Raw genomic sequence first — 17,838 nt, 5'->3', positions numbered from 1 at the left:
TAGAGCACAACCTTGCCAAGGTTGGGGTCGCGGGTCCGAGTCCCGTTTTCCGCTCGATCATTTTTGTATTAAACCAAGATAGGTTTAAGTTTAGGGCCCAAGTGGCGGAATTGGTAGACGCGCACGTTTCAGGTGCGTGTGTTTCACAACGTGCAGGTTCGAGTCCTGTCTTGGGCACAATGTTTAAATTAGCTTAGTGTTGGAGAGGTGGCGGAATTGGTAGACGCGCTACTTTGAGGGGGTAGTGACAATTGTGTCGTGGGAGTTCGAGTCTCCTCCTCTTCACTTTTATTGTTGTTTTATAAGCGGAAATAGCTCAGTTGGTAGAGCACAACCTTGCCAAGGTTGGGGTCGCGGGTCCGAGTCCCGTTTTCCGCTCTTTTTTTTGAACTCGAGAAACATACCCATTTATGAATTTATATTTAAGATATTTTGATCAGGAGACATTAGTTACTAGTGTTGATGATGCTATTGGTTTTTTAAAGAGTATTCCTGAGATTGAGATGGATGCGGAGCTAGAGGCAGATGTTCGTGAATATGCCGCTAGCGATTTGACGTATCCAAAAAGATATAAGGTACGCCCACGTGTTTATTTTATTGTGATAAAGACTACGGCGCAAACTATGCAGGATTTTAAGGATAAGAAAGCATTGCGTACTCCTACTCCTGCAGAGAGAATGGAGAATCCTGTTGTTGCCAGTTTGGCTCAAGAGGCTCCAGGCTGGTATGAAGGATCACTTGATTTCAAGCGTGTTGTGATGGTACCGGCTACAGGAAAGTTTGAGTACCGTGATACTCATTTCGTTGCGGATGTTAAAGCAGAATCAGGTTTGGATTGTTACAATCGCATCGTTGATTATCTGCGCGATTGTGTAGATTCACGCAGCCAGTTCCCATCTGCAAAAGGTAAGAATTTCCATTTCCGCTATCTGGGAATGTGGAAATAAAATATTCAGAAATTTAAAAGATTCGTGTCATGAACAAGGTTATGCTAATTGGTAATGTAGGTAAAGATCCTGACATTCATTATTTTGAAGCAGATCAGGCAGTAGCTCAGGTTTCTCTTGCAACAACAGAGAAAGGATATACTTTACCTAATGGTACCCAAGTGCCAGACCATACAGATTGGCACAATCTTGTTTTTTATCGTGGGCTTGCAAAGGTAGTAGAGAAGTATGTGCATAAGGGTGATCGCCTTTATGTGGAAGGAAGAATCCGCTACCGCTCCTATGATGACAAGCAGGGTAGAAGACAATATATTACAGAAATCTATGTAGATAATATGGAGATGTTGAGTACTCGCCCAGCTACTAAAGAACAATAATTATTAATTTTTAGCTCAGAAATTGGATATATCCACCATAACTGATGCCTTCGGTGATGTGATGCTGATGCAGCCTTCCGCCGGGGTTATTGTAGCTGCTGTACTTGCAGCTATATTGTTAGGCATGTCTGCTTTTGCCAGTGGTTCCGAAATTGCTTTTTTCAGTTTATCACCAACTGATGTTGCGGAACTTGAGGATGAAAAGACTGATGCCGATAAGAAAATACAGATGTTGCGTGATGATTCAGAACGTACGTTGGCTACCATTTTGATAACCAATAATTTTGTGAATGTCACAATCATCATGCTCCTTAATTATGTATTCGCAGGAATCGTAGAGTTTGGTCCTAAAGCTTATTGGCTTCAGTTCCTGATTATTACGGTTATTCTTACTTTCTTGCTTTTGCTTTTTGGTGAGATTATGCCGAAAGTGTATGCCCGCCAGGATTCTCTGAAGTTCTGTCGCCGGTGCGTAGGGGGAATTCTGTTTGCCAGAAAGTTGTTCTGGCCTTTAGAAACTATCTTGCTGAAAAGCGGTATTCTTGCAGAAAAGATTATACAGAAGGAAAATCATGTGCTGAGTGTTGATGACTTGGAACAAGCTCTGGAACTGACAGATAAGAATGATATCAAGGACGAGCAGAGCATGCTGAAGGGTATCATCCGCTTTGGCGATGAAACAGCCAAGGAGGTGATGACCAGCCGACAGAATATTGTTGACCTGGATATCCGTAGTTCTTATCCAGAAGTATTAAAGTGCATTGAAGAGAATAATTACAGTCGTATTCCTGTTTATCAGGATAATACAGATAATATTCGTGGTGTGCTGTATATCAAGGACTTATTGCCTCATCTTACGAAGTCTTCCAACTTCCGTTGGCAGAGCCTGATTCGTCCTCCTTACTTTGTTCCTGAAACCAAGAAGATAGATGATCTGCTTCGCGAGTTCCAGGACAACAAGGTTCATATCGCCATTGTGGTAGATGAGTTCGGAGGAACATCGGGTATCGTTACTCTCGAAGATATTCTGGAGGAAATTGTAGGTGAAATCAATGATGAATACGATGAGGAGGAGAAGTTCTACTCGAAATTAAATTACAACACCTTTGTTTTTGAAGGTAAAACGCTTCTTTCTGATTTCTGTAAAATCCTGAATGTAGATGACGAAGAGTTCGAGGAGGTTGAGGGTGATGCTGATTCTCTGGCTGGTCTGCTCTTGGAAATCAAAGGTGATTTCCCAAGTATGCACGAGAAGATAGATTATAAGAACTATACTTTCGAGGTTATGCAGATAGAGGAGCGTCGCATCAGCAAGATTAAGGTGACGGTACATCCTTTGAAAGATAACGTGGAGGATTCTTCTAAGTAATCATCAGTATTCATCAATATCAGAATATAAAAAATATGGCAGTTGTCAATATACGAGAAGTTTATCCGGGAGTGAGTCTTGGTTTATGGCAGATGGATGAAACTGTAGAACAGTTGTTCGGGCAGTATCCTCATCTGCAGGCTTACCGCTCTCAGGTGGAAGAGAAATATAAGAACGATGGCAGGAAACTGGAGTTTCTTGCCATTCGTGCATTAATGTATGAGATGCTCAAGACGAACGGGGCTTCCAAGGGCTTGCTTTCTCATGCAGGTGACATTACCCACAACGAGGCTGGCAAGCCATTGTTCCGTGGTTATCATATCAGCGTTTCGCATACCAAGGGTTATGCTGCGCTTATCCTTTCCAAAAATCAGGAAGTGGCGGTGGATATCGAATACTTCAGTGATAGGGTAGAGCGCATCGCATCCAAATTCCTGCGCAAGGATGAGAAGGCGGAAGATCTGGATGCCAAGCTGGTGCATTGGTGTGCCAAGGAAACGGTCTTCAAGTTATTCTCTGAAGAAAACCTGATGTTTGAGGATATGCGGGTGAAGCCGTTTGATACGATGGCAGACTGGTCGTGTGATGTGGAGAATCTCAAGAGCAGGAAGATGGCGCATGTAGATTTCGAGTTAACCATGGAATTTGTATTGACTTATGCTGCGCTGTAATATCCTGTCCATCTTCCTGGCATTCAGCTTGCTGGCTGGGGCACAGGATTGGAAAGTAGTGAGAGAGAATCCTCAGAAAGCTTTTCCGAAAACCGTGACTGCGGGCAACTACAGTGGCATTGCTCATCTGCATGATGATATCTATGCGGTGGTAAGCGACAAGTCGGATAGTGCCCTGTACTTCAACTTCCGGATTCAGGTGAATCCCAAGACCGGCGAACTGGAACAGGTAGAGAACCTTGGGTTTACCGAGAGAACAGATGGAACGCTGAACGACGGAAAGTTTTGGCAGGGGCAGGAGAAAGGCTTTGACCACGAAGCCATCGTGAAGGCTTCTGATTCTACCTTGGTGATAACAAGCGAAGGATATTGCCGTTTAAAGGAGTATCCTGTTCTGCCTATTTCGGCTAATGCTCCCAAGATTAGCTATCAGCAGAACCTTTGGGAGAGCAGATGGCCTTCTTCTGATTTTTATCCAAATTATAATTTTGAGTCTCTGGCTTTTGATTCCGTCCGTCAGTATCTCTGGACGGTTTCTGAGAGCACGCTCTGCAAAGACGGACAGCCTGCTACTCCTCAAAACGGATTGGCCAACCAGCTTCGTTTGATGAGGCTTAATTGGGGAAAGATAAAGGAAAATCGTAACAAGGAAGACTGTAGCGAGCAAGAGAGTAGCAAGAAAGCCTCTCGTTACATGACAGCCTATGCCTATCAGATGGATCAACCTTCTACCCATAAGAAAGCAGATATCTATGTGATGGGGGGGAGTGAGCTTTGCGCCTTGCCCGATGGTCAGCTTCTGGTTCTGGAGCGTGAGGCCTTTATCCCGAAGATTAAGATTGGGGCTTTCTGCAAGTGTAAACTCTATCAGATTAATCCTTTGAATTCTGAGGAGTTTGCTTTGAAAGAGAAGTTTTCATCAGATACTCCTTTCTTGAAGAAGAGATTGCTCGCGGAATGGAAAACCGGCTTGTCACTTTCCAAGCGTTCCTTTGCCAATTACGAAGGTATGTGTCTGGGACCCAAGTTGGAAGATGGTTCCCAGGTTGTCATCCTGCTGTCTGATTCGCAGGATCAATATGCTGGAGTATTGAAAGACTGGTTCAAGACGATTGTCATCAGAAAGGAATAAAGTTGTTATGTTGTAATCTTCAATCTCGTCCATAACCATCTAGGAATGAGTCGCCAGAGGAAGACGAGGATATCATATCTCCAGTCTATTACCTTAACTTCCTTTCCGTTTTCGATGGCACTTACGATATGTTTCGCCACATTTTCTGGTTTGAGCTGCAGCGGATAGCTGCTGCCTGCGATAAGGTCGGTCTTTACGAAGCCTGGTCGGATATCTGTGATGGCGATGGGGAGATGACGCATCCGTGCCTGCTGCGACAGGCATTCCAGATAATGGTTCTGGAATCGCTTGGTGGCAGAGTAGGCTGGGGCGGCACCGAGACCTTTGGTTCCGGCAATGGAAGTGATGCAGGCAATGCGGGCTTTTGAATTGCTCTGATGATGAGTAGCAAACCAGTTGAATGCCGTATCCACCATTCTTGTGAATCCCAAGCCGTTGGTTTCCACAGTCTTCAACTCCTTTTCTATATCCAGCGAGTTGTTCTGCCAGCCAATGCCGGAACTATGGAAGTAGAGGTCCATGCCTCCCAACTTATCGATGAGTTCGAGAAGTTGGGCAGGAGCATCGGGAGAAGTTACGTCTATTTGCTGGTAGCAGGTAATGCCGCTCTGCGAAGTCAGAGCCTGCAATCTTTCAATTCTTCTTCCGGCTATTCCCACTTGCCATCCTTTTGCAGCAAGCAGTTTTGCCACTTCCATTCCGATGCCCGATGTGGCACCCATTACAATTGCTTTCTTTGCCATATAGTCCTATTATATAAGGTGAAGTCTTGATGGTTCTATTTATATAAGGTGAAGTTTTGTCTAACTCTATCTAAACATCTAAATCGCTTTTACTTTTCAGCAAGTCTTCCGCCTTCTTCACGCTTCCAGCTTTCAGTATCAGTTGCTTCACTTTCTCGTAATCCGTATATTGCGGATTGCGTTCCATGAAGATGCGGCAGGCGCGGTCGATGAGTTTATGATTGATAAGCTTGGCGTTCACCATCTTGTTGCCTTCCACCCGTCCTTGTCTTATCTGAAGAGAAGTACTGATCATATCTAGAATCATCTTCTGCGAAGAACCGGCTTTCATGCGGGTACTTCCCGTTACAAATTCCGGTCCCGTGATGACTTCTACGGGATAATCGGCTGCTTGGGCGATGGGAGCATGAGGATTGTTGACGATGCAACCCGTAGGAATACCTGCCTCCTTGCAATGCTGCAAGATGGAAAGCACGAAGGGGGTTGTTCCGCTGGCAGAAAAACCGAGTACGAAATCATGCTTTGAGATATGCTTGTCGCAGAGCTGGTGCCATCCATTCTCCAGGTCGTCTTCTCTTGATTCTCTGGTTTGCGTAAGGCAGCCGATGCCGCCAGGGAAGATGGCTTGTATCTGCGAACCGTCGATACCATAGGTGTTCTGCACTTCGATGGTATCAAGCGTAGCCAGTCTTCCGCCTGTTCCGCAACCGGCATAGAAGAGTCTTCCGCCCTTCTTCAGCTGCCCTTCGATGGCGCAAATCAGTTGGTTGATAGCAGGCAATGCTTGTTCTATTGCCAGCGCCACCTTCTTGTTTTCTGCATTGATATGAGCGGTGAGTTCTTCCACGCTCATCTTTTCCAGATGCTCGTAGAGCGAGCTCTGCTCTGTTATTCTCTTTTCTTCTTTATTTGGCATATTACTTTATCTTTAGGGTGTAGATTTAATGTAATGAAGCCTAGATGGTCGCGGAGGCTATGGCTTGCAGTCATCTAGAGAGTTCTATCATGATGAGACCTATCATCCGATGGGCTCCTATTCTTCTGCCAGGAAATAAACCGGCGCATTCCGGGAACCTTCTTTAATCAGAAATCCGGATTTTTCCAGTTTCTTCAGCCAGTTGAGTGCTGTCTGTTTACGGATATGAAATTCCGCTTCCAGTACTTTTCTGTTAATGGAACGGTTATGCTTCAGATACTCTCTTATTTTCTCCTTCAATGCATCTTCAGAGAAAGGGTAGGAGCGGGAAGTATATTGTGATTTCTCGAAATGGGTATTATATTTCACCTGTTTTAGCAGGTCTGCATTGGGGCGAAACTTGATGCCTCTTACGCTTACATATTCAGCTCTCACTTTATTGTCGGGTTTCAGGTCATCCATATCCAGATCTACCGAGAGCGAGAGATAACCTATTTCCGGAATGTTGACACGTTTTCCATCCTGCAGGTCTTCTTCTATGATATCACGCAGTTTCATGAGTACGGACGAAACTTCTCCTTCTCCCAGACAGCTATGTCTGGCGATTCGGCTGATCATCTCCTTGTCAGTCATAGCTGTTTGCTCAAAGATATGGGCGAATCGGCGAGTCTCTTCATTTCCTCCTGCATTGGGAAGATAATGGATTTCATATTTAATAGCCATCGTTTTCTTCTTTCTGTTTAGCGATACAAAGGTAATCTTTTATTCTTAAACTACCAAATAAAAATGGCACTAATATGGATGAGTGGTTTGATTGATACGAATAAACGGTGTTATTGATGTGGGTTAGAACTGCTTATCAATAGGAATAAGCATCGTAAGAAGCCTTTATAAGTTGTCGGAAGAAGTAGGATAAGTTGTTGGAACAGTAAGTATATGTTGCCGGGAAAGTCACTTCCGTCAGTCGCACAACAGCTGTTGTGCGCTTGCATATCAGCTGTTATGCGCTCGCACAACACGTGTTGTGCGAGCGTAAGACAGTTGTTGTGCAGTAAAATTTGTAACTTCCTTCATCATATTGCAATTCCTTCCTTATTTCGTGATGATATAATAAGGTGTATTTAGGCGTTGTGAGAGCTGTTTGCTGGCATCTAAAGAAGAAAAAAGGTAAGGTTTAATAGAAGTTTTTCGATGAAAGGTGCGCTCGTTTCAATAATTTGTTGTATCTTTGCAAATGGATTTGGCTACTGCCATTTCCAAGACATCGTTGGTAAACAAAAGCATTCGCTATTATTTCGCGTTCAGCCAAAAGCCTCGGAAACTTATTGGAAATAACGTAACAAGGAATAATTGTGATAAGGCATTCGGTATGGGATGCCTTAACTCATCGTATATTAGCAATGCATCATCGCCATAGGCGTGGTGTATTCTTATTCGATGGGTTGAGGTTTCCATTCCGAGGCTGCCTCATAGCTGAACGCAATAAGAGCATCACGCCCTTTTTGCGTCTTGGCGTGATTGATAGTTGTATGCACTTATTGTATCGTATAACTATCAATCAAGCATTATGGCAAACAAAAATTTGAATGCCGCTAAGGTGGCAAAGAAAGATGAGTTCTATACCCAGCTTTCTGATATAGAACGAGAGTTGCAACATTATTGGCAGCACTTCCGTGGCAAAGTGGTGCTCTGCAACTGTGACGATCCTTACGAAAGCAACTTCTTCAAATATTTCGCTCTTCGATTCAATCAGTTAGGATTAAAAAAACTCATCTGTACCTGTTACAATGGTTCGCCTGTAACAGGTAATGAACTGGCAATTCATTTCGATGGCTTCGATGATGACGAACCAAAGAAGATTGCCTATAAGGTGGAGATAACGGAAGTAAAAGATGAGAATGGCGATGGAGCTGTCGATTTGTCCGACGTACAATATCTTTTGAAAAATGATAAGAATGTATTGGCGATTTTAAAGACTGGCGATTTCCGCTCGCAGGAATGCATAGAATTATTGAAAGAAGCTGATATTGTTGTGACCAATCCGCCGTTCTCTTTGTTTCGTGAGTATATTGGGCAGCTGATGGAGTATGGGAAGAAGTTTGTAATTGTTGGGCATCAGAATGCCATAACTTATAAAGAGGTGTTTCCTTTGTTGAGAAATAATGAGGTGTGGCTTGGCTATGGTTTTAAAGGTGCGGCTGCGCATTTTTATTCACCATATGATGATATAGCCTCTGCGGGAGACCATAAGGAGAACATGATTCGTGTGTCGGGAGTTAATTGGTTCACAAATCTTGAGATTCCTAAACGCAATGAAGAATTAGATTTGGTTTGTCGTTATTCTGAGGATGAGTATCCGAAGTATGATAATTATGATGCAATAAATGTTGGCAGAACCCAAGATATTCCTTGTGATTATGCTGGATTAATGGGGGTTCCTATAACATTCTTGGACAAATATAATCCCAATCAATTCGAGATAATTTGGCAAGCAAGTGGCAATACACGAGCTTCTGCTCCAAAAGAAGTATTGGAAAGAATGGGTTATGAAATACATCCTGAAGATAGAGGAGGATGTGGAGTAGTTCATGGTAAACGTCAATATAGTAGAATATTAATCCGTAACAAACATCCGCAAGCATCATGTTAAAGATAGAAGAAATGAAAATAACCGTTGGCGAAATCACCAAGGGTTACATTAATAATGACGAACAAGGAGTAAGAGGATATAATGGCCTCTTGGATATACGTCCACCTTATCAGCGTGAGTTCATTTATAGTGAGCAAGAGCAATGTGCGGTTATTAATACCGTCTTGCATAATTATCCCCTCAATATAATGTATTGGGTAAAAAGAAGCAATGATGCAGAATGCCCATATGAGGTGATGGACGGTCAACAGCGTACTTTGTCTCTATGTGAGTATGTGGCAGGAAAGTTCTCTTTTGATTTCAAGAACTTCTTCAATCAACCAGCAGATATTCGGAAGAAGATTCTCGACTATAAATTGACCGTTTATGTCTGCGAGGGAGAAGAATCGGAGAAGTTGGAATGGTTCAAGACTATAAATATCGCCGGTAAGCCATTGAATGAGCAAGAAATAAGGAATGCCGTCTATGCAGGCCCGTTTGTGAGCGATGCCAAGAAGCATTTCTCTAAGACCAATTGTGCTGCATATCGTTTGGGTAAGGACTTGGTAAATGGTTCGCCTATTCGCCAAGACTTTTTCAAGAAGGCCTTGGAGTGGATGGCAGACCATGAAACTCGCAATGGCAAGCCACAGTCTGCCGTTGGTTATATGAGCTTACATCAGCATGACATCAATGCCATGCCTCTATGGACTTATTTCCAGAGCGTATTGCGTTGGGCTATGGATACCTTCAACATGAAGAAATTTAAGAAAATCATGAAGGGCTTGGATTGGGCGAAATTCTATGACGAATATCATGAGAAGGTACTCGATATCAAGGGGATGGAAAAGCTGATCATCGACTTGGTAGGAGATGATGAAATCCAAAAACAGCAAGGCATCATCCCGTATGTTTTGACAGGTGATGAGCATTACCTCGACCTCCGTGCTTTTCCCGACAAGATAAAGCTTGCCGTATGGGAAAAGCAGAACCATAAGTGTGCCATTTGTGGCAAAGAATTCGATTACCAATTCATGGAGGGCGACCATATTACGCCTTGGCGTGAAGGTGGAAGAACAGAGGTTAAGAATTGCCAGATGCTTTGCAGAGAATGCAACCGAAGAAAAGGTAGTAAGTAACGATCTCTGATACAAATATCCTTCACCATAAATCTTTGATTTCGTTGAATATCAAAGGCTTATGGTGAGGGATTCTTTTGTTAGCTATATCATTTTATCCATCAATCCAAATGCTTAAAGCTTTTGATAGCTTGAACTCTGGCAGTTGTGCTATGATGCAACGACGCAAGAAATTGAATACTTCGTTATAACATTCCATAAGTATCTTGCCATCCAAACTCAAAATGGCATAAGTATTATGGATTGGTATTTCGTAGTTCCAACTACCATTTACACGATGGTAGTCATTATCGCTTCCCATTTGATAAGTTTGAAAGCTTTTCTTGTTTAGTAAAGCTAAGCGAGATGGAGTGTCAGGAATACTGTTTAGTTCTTCCAATACATTTGGCGTATCATAGTTGCCGCCATCTTGGTAACGTAATTGATAGAACTTCTCCAAGAAAGGGATAAACTCTTTGTCTAACAACTTTTCGTCAAGTGTGTAAACATAATAATCCTCTGTTTCTTGGCGAACGTAAATGTCTTCAAGGTGATACTCTTTTTCTATCTCCTTGAAAAATTCATCGAGTGGCATCTCGTCAAGATGCTTCGATATTTCTTTCTTTCCAATGGCTGTTTTTATCTTCAGCCCGATTGCTAAATAACATCCCATGATATTGTATTTTTATGTTGTGTTAATGAGGTAAAGTTGTCACCTTTATCATATGGCAATTCCTTCCTTATTTACATTATGATTGAATAAAGTATAATGGTTCTCCTCCCATTCTTTTTGGGAGAAGAGTACAGGGTTGATGATTTCATCAATATCCCAGCCTAATTCTCTTAATGGATAAGAATACTTATCGTAATCTTGAAGCGTAACTTTTGGTTTGTCTAGAAGAATCAATACATCCCAATCACTTTCTTCATGTTCTGTACCTCTAGCGCGGGAACCAAACAAGATTGCTTTTGCATGAGGATCAATCTCATGCAATCTATTGTGCATTGCTTCTATAATTTGTTTCTTCTCCATATCTATCAATATTAATATATGTGTTGCAAAAATACGAGTTTTCATTCTAATCACCAAATTATTATAGTAAAATTCGGCTAAAATCTATCTAATATCTTAAAATATGCGTTTGGTGAGTTTTTTATCTCGGTGATTTCTGTGGCTTAAGAATTACACTTTTGTGTATAAAAAGAAAGGATAAATAGCGCCTGGTGATGGATTTTTAATGAATTTCTCTTATTCTTTTCATCACCAAATCAGCGAGCACGATGGCGGATTCCTTCTCATCCCTCGGTGCATCCTTTGACTTCCATGCCACGATGAAGCGGATTCGGGCAGCGGTTACCTTGTAGCCTTTCAACTCCCATTTGCCTAGTTTCTCTTTCATCTTGATGGAGAGCTGGGCTATGTCTCTGCCTGTTGATGGGAGACAGAGGCAATGGTCGTGATAGGTTAGCGGCATACCGCTTCTCAGGCAAAGGATAGCATCCTTGTGAGGCTTGGAGAAGCCCAGGTTTACATCCTTGTGTGAGAGCTGAAGCACTATTTCGTTGGGCTCATCGTAGGCTTGGGCATCATAGAGATGCTGGGCACTTTTCAGACTGTCGAAGAGATTGCCGTTGGTGTGGATGGCAAGTGTACGCTTGGCACGGGTCATGCCCACATAGTATCGGCGCAGTATGTCATCTGTAGGATGCTCGGGATGGGTAATGAGCATCAGTACATGGTCGAACTCATGGCCTTTTGCCTTGTGGATGGTGCTGACCACGATGTCTGATTTCGATATATCACAGAAGTCTTCTACTGATGATTCGAACACGAACTCCCTCAGGTCGCTGTAGTACTTGGCACGATTGGTCTGTTCAAATACCTGGAGACTGCGGCGCAGATATGGCAATGCCTGGCTGGTGGCATACTTTTGGAATGTCAGCTGCTTGGTTGTTTCCCAAATATCATCAGGGATGATAGGGGATTTCGTCTCCTTGATACCTTGGTCTATCTTCTTCAAAAAGTATCTTACCTCTGCCAGATTCCAGAAGCGCAAGCCGTCCATTGATTGCACCAGTTTGGCCTTGATGTTATGGCTGTGAAGAAGAGCCAGCATGATGACAGCCTCCTCATTGGTCTGCGTGAGGATGCTGATGGTTTCGTTCTTCTTGCGGGAAGATGCATCGGCTTCTTTTGAAGCGTTACTTCCCAGTAATCGCGTAACATCTTCTAGGATAGGCTGATACATATAAACCTTTTTCTCCTGAATCTCGTATGGATGCTTCACGATTCTTACTTCTCCATCTTCTTGACTCATGGAGATGATAGGGGTAGATTTGATTCGCTGACGGATGTTGCGGGCGAAATCGTTGGCAGCATCCACGATATGGCGAAGACTGCGGTAATTCTCAGTCATCTCGATAAAACGGCTGTGTTCTGTCTGGGTCAATTCATAGAGATACTGCGAGTTGGAACCTCTAAACTCATAGATGTTCTGATCATCATCGCCTACGGCTATCACCCTCATCTCTTCGTTGGCTTTCATCAGAGCAGAGACAAGGGCATAGTCATCCTTGCTCATGTCTTGTGCCTCGTCAATAACGAGCACGGTCTTGCTGATGCGATTGGGCTCCACTTCTCCATTGTTGATCATTTCGGCGGCTTGCTTAACCACATCTCCTGCCTCATCCAGATTGCCAACTCTGCCCAGCAGGTCGAAGCAGTAGGAATGGAAGGTCTTGATTTCTACGAAATGGGCGGCATTGCCGATGAGTTGCATCAGGCGCTGCTTGAATTCGGTAGCGGCTGCACGAGAGAAAGTGAGCATCAGAAGTTGCTCGTGCTTTACATCTTCCAACAGCAGGAGAGAGGCAAGCTTATGTACGAGCACACGTGTCTTGCCGCTGCCAGGTCCGGCAGCGACTACAATGCAGCGAGACTCGTGGTCGTCGATGATTTCCTTCTGTCGCTTGGAGAGTATTCCGAAGAGTTTCTTATACTTCGAAGGTGTTACGTTGCGCTCTATCTCAGTCTCCCGGTTGCCCTTGAAGTACTTTGAGATGAAGCGGTGGTAGTCCATCTGGAAGTAATCCTGCACATATTGCAGGGCGGCATCGTAATCCCTTACCATCAGGTTGGCATATTCGCCCACGATGTGAATCTGCTGAATCTTCTGCTTGTAGAATTCATTGAGCATGCGATAATCCTCCTGCTTATAGTGGAGGCGAGGTTCCTTGATGCGTTTAATTGCCATTGCATTGTAGAGTACCAGAAATCCTCCTTCCAGCTTCATGGCTCCTATCTTGGAGAGATAGAGCAAGGCTTCCTCCACGTCTTCCAACTGCAGGGAAGAGAAGTCGGAGAAGAGTGACTGGTTGCTGGATTTCAGATCGTTCAGAAGTTCGACTACCGAGAATTGAAGAGGCTTCTCTTTTGAATCTACAGAAGAGCTATTGTTGCTCTCTTCTGTTATAGTTTTACTGTTTTCTTCAGCCAGGCTGTATAGTCTTTCGATGATGAATCGGCAAACCTCAATTCGTCTTTCGAATCGCTTGATGATGGTTTCTATGTCCTTGTCTCTTGTTACGATAAGATTGCGGATGCCGTCTTCCTTCTTGTGCGCATAGCCCTTCACTGCCAGGAAGTATAGCAGTGTGCGGATTTTCTTTTCTGTAGAAGTGTTGAGACCGTCATGTACGGCATTGTCATTGAGTTGTTTGTATGTGATATGCAGCGATTCATCCGGGATATGTTCCAGAATGTATCTTTCCAGTTTGGCGAAGTTTTCCAGCATCTGCTGAGGCTTGCGCTGCTTGTCGCTGATGTCTTGCAGATAGGCTGAGATATCACGGGTATCGGCAAGGATGCCTTCCTGACGCATTCGGTCAACGGAGGAGATGACGTCTCGCTTGCTGAGTCCTAAGATGTCGGCGAGGTAATCGATGCGGGATTCTGCCTCGCTATCCTGTGCCTTGGCTATATGCTTCTGGGTGATGAGCGACTTGATGATGCGTATGGCATTCTGCATCTCATTTTCAGAGAACAGGGGTGATTCGGTGAGGCGCAGTCTTGCCTCGTCCATGTTCTTGACAGTGATACCTGTGGCATAGACGTGCGGAATATTGTTGCCACGCTCTATGTATCCGCTCTGTTCTAGAGCAGATAGGGCGGTGCGAACACGGGTTTCTATGTCGGATACCGAGTCATCCCAACCGGCTTGACGGGCTATCTCCAGTGCCGAACAACTTACATGTGGACGCTGCTTGGTAAAATCCTTAACGGCTTTCCATACCTGTTGTATCTCACTGATGCTCAGTTTGGTTTGGTTGAGCAGGATGAAGTGCTTATCCAAGTCCTCGTCGCTATAGAGTACATAGCATTTGGCATCGAGGTGTGGATCTCTTCCTGCACGTCCTGCCTCCTGTACATAGTTCTCCAGAGAGTCGGAGATGTCGTAGTGGATAACCAGCCCCACATCGCTCTTATCTACTCCCATACCGAAGGCGGAGGTGGCAACGATGATTCTAACCTTATCGCTCATGAAGGCATCCTGATTGTGTATCTTCTCATCGGCATCCATTTTGCCATTATAGGGCAGGGCGGATATGCCGTCACGGGTCAGTTTTTGGGCGAGTTCCCGGGTTCGCTTGGTGCGGGATACGTAGATGATGGTAGGGCAATCTGCCTGCTCTACCAGTGAGCGCAGGAGATTGTATTTGTTGCCGTCACTATCTACGTGGATAACGGAATAGTGCAGGTTGGTACGTGAGGCTGATGAGGCGAAGAGCTGGAGGTCGGTGCCCAGCCAATGCTTGAAATAGTCGCAGATATCCTGCACCACCTTCTGTTTTGCAGTGGCAGTGAAGCAAGATACGGGTATCAGGGTTTGACCATGGTTGCGGGCTATAGCGTCCTTGCCAAACTTACGTTCCTGATATTCCTTGATAAACTTGCCGATATATAGGTAATCCACCCGGAAGTCTTGTCCCCATGCAGAGAAGCAGTGAGCTTCGTCAATGACGAATCTCACTACATGCCGTGCCATCAGGATGCGCTCGATGGTTTTGGAGCGCAACATCTCTGGTGCTATATATAATAAGGTGGCATCTCCGCTCTGTACTCGTTCAATGGCTAGGGAGCGGGAGATAGGGTCGAGGAGACCATTGATGGTTACGGCATCGGTGAAACCGCGGTCTGCGAGGTTATCTACCTGGTCTTTCATCAATGATTGCAAAGGCGAGATAACCACAGTGAGTCCATGCACGGTTCTGCCATCCATCAGGGCTGGCAACTGGAAGGTGAGCGACTTGCCGCCACCCGTAGGAAATATCGCCAATAATGACTTGCCATCTACTGCTGCCTGCGATGCCTGTTCCTGCAGCGGTTCGCCGTCATAGGTACGGAAGGCATCATAGCCGAAGAGTTGTTTCAGGTTGTGATGAATGTCGAGCATGCGGTTGCAATACTCGCAGCCATCGGTGCATTGGGTATGGCAGAGCATATAGATGATATGTTCTACTTCGGGATAATGGAAGAGTACCCAACCTGGGGTTACAGATTGGTAATCGTCTGTGCCTATGAGAGCCAAGGCGTATGCCAAGCCGCAAGGCGACTGGGCTGCAAGAGCCGGAATATCGGCATGGGCGCAAATATGATTCTTGTATTCAGAAAGGATGAATTCTGAAACACCTATGATTGCGTCATCCTTTTCGATGGCTCCCACATACATCAGGAATCCTCTGAATTCCTCTTCATGCTGTAGCAGCAAGGTGAAGATTTTCCTCTTCCTTTCTGATAATTGATTCCATGCAGCGATTTCATCCATCAACAGTTCCTTGGCTTTCTCGCAGTCATTGACAGGATTATTCATCTGCTCGCTCATCAGTTTGTCGTCCTTTACCAGATGATGGTAAGGGCGCTTGGGGAAGAGGAGTGGGGAGAGATAGAGGGTATCTATCAGTATGCCGTTGAGTTGGAGATAGCGGGCATCGTGATGAATGAGGTTATGCCCGCAGATATAGTCAACCTTTCCTTCTTGCAGAAACTTGTTCAGTGCCGTCTGCGATGCTTGGTGAAAGTTGGCTCCGTCATAACGCAATGCTCCGATGTCGTGTATTTTATGGTCTTTCAGTCCCACTTCGGTATCCACGAAGGCAATGTTCCTGCTTCTGGCATCTTTCTTCTTGATGTCAGAGTTTACGGTGAGATTGTTCTTCCTTCCAAAGAGGTGACTGAATATTGACATAATCTTCGATGTTTATATTTACACCGCAAATGTACAATTATTATTTGATATATGCAAATAATCAAGTGCTTTTATCTTCTTTGAAAGCTGTTTTTATACAATTCCAAGAGGCTCGTGAGGATATCTTCAAGGCAGATTAATATGCACCTAAAACTCTCCAGTCGTCTATGAGTTTGAACAGTCGGGGCATGGCTGGTTTGTAACTGTCGGGATAGGTGAGGGAATAAACGAAGAGTATTCTGCCACTCTTGATGAATTTATCGTAATGACTGTAGCCATCTACTCTTACTCCGTTTTCATAGACAGGACCGGAGAGGATGAATGCCTTATTCGATGCCTGCATCGTCCGCTCCGAATGAAGCTTCTGGGCAAGAGAATCGGCACAAGCCTGGAGGGTGTTGCTATAGTTGGGGGTAACATAACTCTCCAGGATGACGTTGGCATGATTGGTGAATGAGAAGCGGGCATAGCCCTGGTATCCCGATACCGAAGTATCCTCCTGCTGGAAGAAGCAAGGATATTTGACAACGTAGCCGAAGTCCGGATCATTGTATTCCTTCATGGGCGCCATCTCTACCTTGGTCTTGAAATCCGCCATCGGTGTTTGCTGCTCTTTCGTAACCTCATGATGATAGTTGATGATGAAGTTTATCATCATCAGCAAGACAACTGCTATCAAAAAAATCTTCTTCATATCTTTGCCACTTTTGTATTTTAGCTGCAAAGGTATGAAGAAGATGGGAAACAGCCAAATAATAAGTATGACATTTGGCTGACATTTCTGAACTTATCTGATTATCAGTCGGTAAGACTTGCCTCTTTCCGACTCAATTATGAGGTTGCTATTCTGCTCAATCACCGGTTTGATACGGCGAATCAAGGTATAGAGCGTTTCGCTGGCATCCGGTTTCTTGGGCCAAAGAGCATCACAAATCTCCTGTTTGGAGAGTTGATGATGCGTATTTTTGAAGAAGAGTTGCATCAGCTGGTGCTGCATCGGAGTAAACTTGATGGCTTGTCCGTTTTCCTGATTGTAGAAGGAATCCTCGTTTTGAGAATAGCACATGGTGCCGAACATATCGGCCTCATGATTCCAGGGTTGTTTTCTGCGATGATAGTATAGCGATGCAATAGCCCAAATCATAGCCATGAGGGTAAGCGTCAAAGATGTCCGCTGGTTGCTCATACTCAAAACATCTGCCATCGAACAGTTAGCATAGCTTTGGATAGAATGCTCGTTGAGAAGCATCTCTTTGCTGCTGAGCAGGTTGGCGCTATTTACCAACTGGGAATTGTTCTTGCCTCTTCTTCTGTCTTCCATCACATAGCAGAGATTACTGGTCGACTTCAGCAGGTCGATGCTGAGATGTGAGCGGTAGCTCTGGATGGTATCAGGCGTAATCCATTGATATTTATTTTCCTGAAGAGTCAGAGCCAAAGCTTTGTTCATATCTTGTACAATGGCATACTGTGCCTTGCGGTAGTTGCTTACGCTGGAGAATGCCGCAGACATTACAAGGATGGCGAAGATGAGGATGGAATGATATGCTTTCAGTTTCATATTATCTATTCTGTTTAAATGATATACTGTTTAAAGATTCAAATGCAAAAGTACAGAAATTCTATGAAAGATGGTATAAAACTAGATATAATATTCGTTAATTGATAAATGTCAGACTCATGTCAGCCAT

15 protein-coding genes and 3 tRNA genes are annotated in these 17,838 nt (G+C 44.2%); 10 read left to right on the top strand and 8 right to left on the bottom strand.

The window, feature by feature from the left end; genetic code table 11:
* Window positions 1-95 precede the first annotated feature (95 nt).
* The 8 genes from F7D47_RS11635 (at window position 96) to F7D47_RS11600 (ending at window position 4,496) form a co-directional block, all read left to right on the top strand.
* Window positions 96-177: transfer RNA gene (locus F7D47_RS11635), tRNA-Leu, on the top strand.
* A 24-nt stretch (window positions 178-201) separates the two neighbouring features.
* A tRNA-Leu gene (locus F7D47_RS11630) sits at window positions 202-285 on the top strand.
* A gap of 20 nt (window positions 286-305) precedes the next feature.
* A tRNA-Gly gene (locus tag F7D47_RS11625) sits at window positions 306-378 on the top strand.
* A gap of 32 nt (window positions 379-410) precedes the next feature.
* Entirely contained in the window at window positions 411-947 is a 537-nt protein-coding gene (locus F7D47_RS11620) for a hypothetical protein (protein WP_006849491.1), read from the top strand.
* 29 nt (window positions 948-976) lie between these two features.
* The gene (locus tag F7D47_RS11615; RefSeq protein ID WP_022120694.1) at window positions 977-1,324 is read left to right on the top strand and encodes a single-stranded DNA-binding protein; all 348 of its coding nucleotides are present in this window, start codon (window positions 977-979) and stop codon (window positions 1,322-1,324) included.
* Between the two features lie 61 nt (window positions 1,325-1,385).
* The gene (gene gldE, locus F7D47_RS11610) at window positions 1,386-2,693 is read left to right on the top strand and encodes a gliding motility-associated protein GldE (RefSeq protein WP_194252657.1); all 1,308 of its coding nucleotides are present in this window, start codon (window positions 1,386-1,388) and stop codon (window positions 2,691-2,693) included.
* A gap of 35 nt (window positions 2,694-2,728) precedes the next feature.
* Complete coding sequence (locus F7D47_RS11605; RefSeq protein ID WP_153085389.1) at window positions 2,729-3,364, top strand: 4'-phosphopantetheinyl transferase family protein; 636 nt, start codon at window positions 2,729-2,731, stop codon at window positions 3,362-3,364.
* Complete coding sequence (locus F7D47_RS11600; RefSeq protein ID WP_153085388.1) at window positions 3,351-4,496, top strand: esterase-like activity of phytase family protein; 1,146 nt, start codon at window positions 3,351-3,353, stop codon at window positions 4,494-4,496. Before F7D47_RS11605 ends, F7D47_RS11600 begins: the two co-directional genes overlap by 14 nt.
* A 5-nt stretch (window positions 4,497-4,501) precedes the next feature.
* Here the strand turns inward: F7D47_RS11600 and F7D47_RS11595 are convergent, their stop codons facing one another.
* The 3 genes from F7D47_RS11595 to F7D47_RS11585 all read right to left on the bottom strand — a co-directional run bounded on the left by F7D47_RS11595 (window position 4,502) and on the right by F7D47_RS11585 (window position 6,878).
* Window positions 4,502-5,239: an SDR family NAD(P)-dependent oxidoreductase gene (locus F7D47_RS11595; RefSeq protein WP_153085387.1), complete on the bottom strand. Its 738-nt coding sequence runs from the start codon at window positions 5,237-5,239 to the stop codon at window positions 4,502-4,504.
* Between the two features lie 70 nt (window positions 5,240-5,309).
* Window positions 5,310-6,155 carry an N-acetylmuramic acid 6-phosphate etherase gene (locus tag F7D47_RS11590; protein ID WP_153085386.1) on the bottom strand — a complete coding sequence of 282 codons (846 nt, stop codon included), beginning with the start codon at window positions 6,153-6,155 and terminating at the stop codon, window positions 5,310-5,312.
* Between the two features lie 117 nt (window positions 6,156-6,272).
* Window positions 6,273-6,878, bottom strand: coding sequence for an HU family DNA-binding protein (locus tag F7D47_RS11585; RefSeq protein WP_153085385.1), 606 nt, complete (start codon window positions 6,876-6,878; stop codon window positions 6,273-6,275).
* A gap of 844 nt (window positions 6,879-7,722) precedes the next feature.
* Between F7D47_RS11585 and F7D47_RS11580 the strand changes: the two genes are divergently transcribed.
* Both F7D47_RS11580 and F7D47_RS11575 read left to right on the top strand, forming a co-directional pair.
* The gene (locus tag F7D47_RS11580; protein ID WP_153085384.1) at window positions 7,723-8,805 is read left to right on the top strand and encodes an adenine-specific methyltransferase EcoRI family protein; all 1,083 of its coding nucleotides are present in this window, start codon (window positions 7,723-7,725) and stop codon (window positions 8,803-8,805) included.
* An 11-nt stretch (window positions 8,806-8,816) separates the two neighbouring features.
* Entirely contained in the window at window positions 8,817-9,923 is a 1,107-nt protein-coding gene (locus tag F7D47_RS11575) for an HNH endonuclease family protein (protein WP_228113586.1), read from the top strand.
* Window positions 9,924-10,017: 94 nt separating this feature from the next.
* Here F7D47_RS11575 and F7D47_RS11570 read toward each other — a convergent pair whose 3' ends face one another.
* The 5 genes from F7D47_RS11570 to F7D47_RS11550 all read right to left on the bottom strand — a co-directional run bounded on the left by F7D47_RS11570 (window position 10,018) and on the right by F7D47_RS11550 (window position 17,708).
* A complete protein-coding gene (locus tag F7D47_RS11570; protein ID WP_153085382.1) occupies window positions 10,018-10,575 on the bottom strand; it encodes a hypothetical protein in 558 nt (185 codons plus the stop codon).
* 48 nt (window positions 10,576-10,623) lie between these two features.
* Window positions 10,624-10,935: a nucleotidyltransferase domain-containing protein gene (locus tag F7D47_RS11565; RefSeq protein ID WP_153085381.1), complete on the bottom strand. Its 312-nt coding sequence runs from the start codon at window positions 10,933-10,935 to the stop codon at window positions 10,624-10,626.
* Window positions 10,936-11,137: 202 nt separating this feature from the next.
* Complete coding sequence (locus F7D47_RS11560; RefSeq protein ID WP_153085380.1) at window positions 11,138-16,147, bottom strand: RecQ family ATP-dependent DNA helicase; 5,010 nt, start codon at window positions 16,145-16,147, stop codon at window positions 11,138-11,140.
* Between the two features lie 136 nt (window positions 16,148-16,283).
* On the bottom strand, window positions 16,284-16,841 hold the full coding sequence (locus F7D47_RS11555; protein ID WP_153085379.1) for a hypothetical protein: 558 nt from the start codon (window positions 16,839-16,841) through the stop codon (window positions 16,284-16,286).
* 93 nt (window positions 16,842-16,934) lie between these two features.
* Window positions 16,935-17,708, bottom strand: coding sequence for a winged helix-turn-helix domain-containing protein (locus tag F7D47_RS11550; protein WP_228113457.1), 774 nt, complete (start codon window positions 17,706-17,708; stop codon window positions 16,935-16,937).
* Window positions 17,709-17,838 lie beyond the last annotated feature (130 nt).

This window comes from Segatella copri (genome assembly GCF_009494835.1).
GTDB lineage: Bacteria > Bacteroidota > Bacteroidia > Bacteroidales > Bacteroidaceae > Prevotella > Prevotella copri_F.
This window is presented reverse-complemented; position numbering and strand designations above follow the sequence as displayed.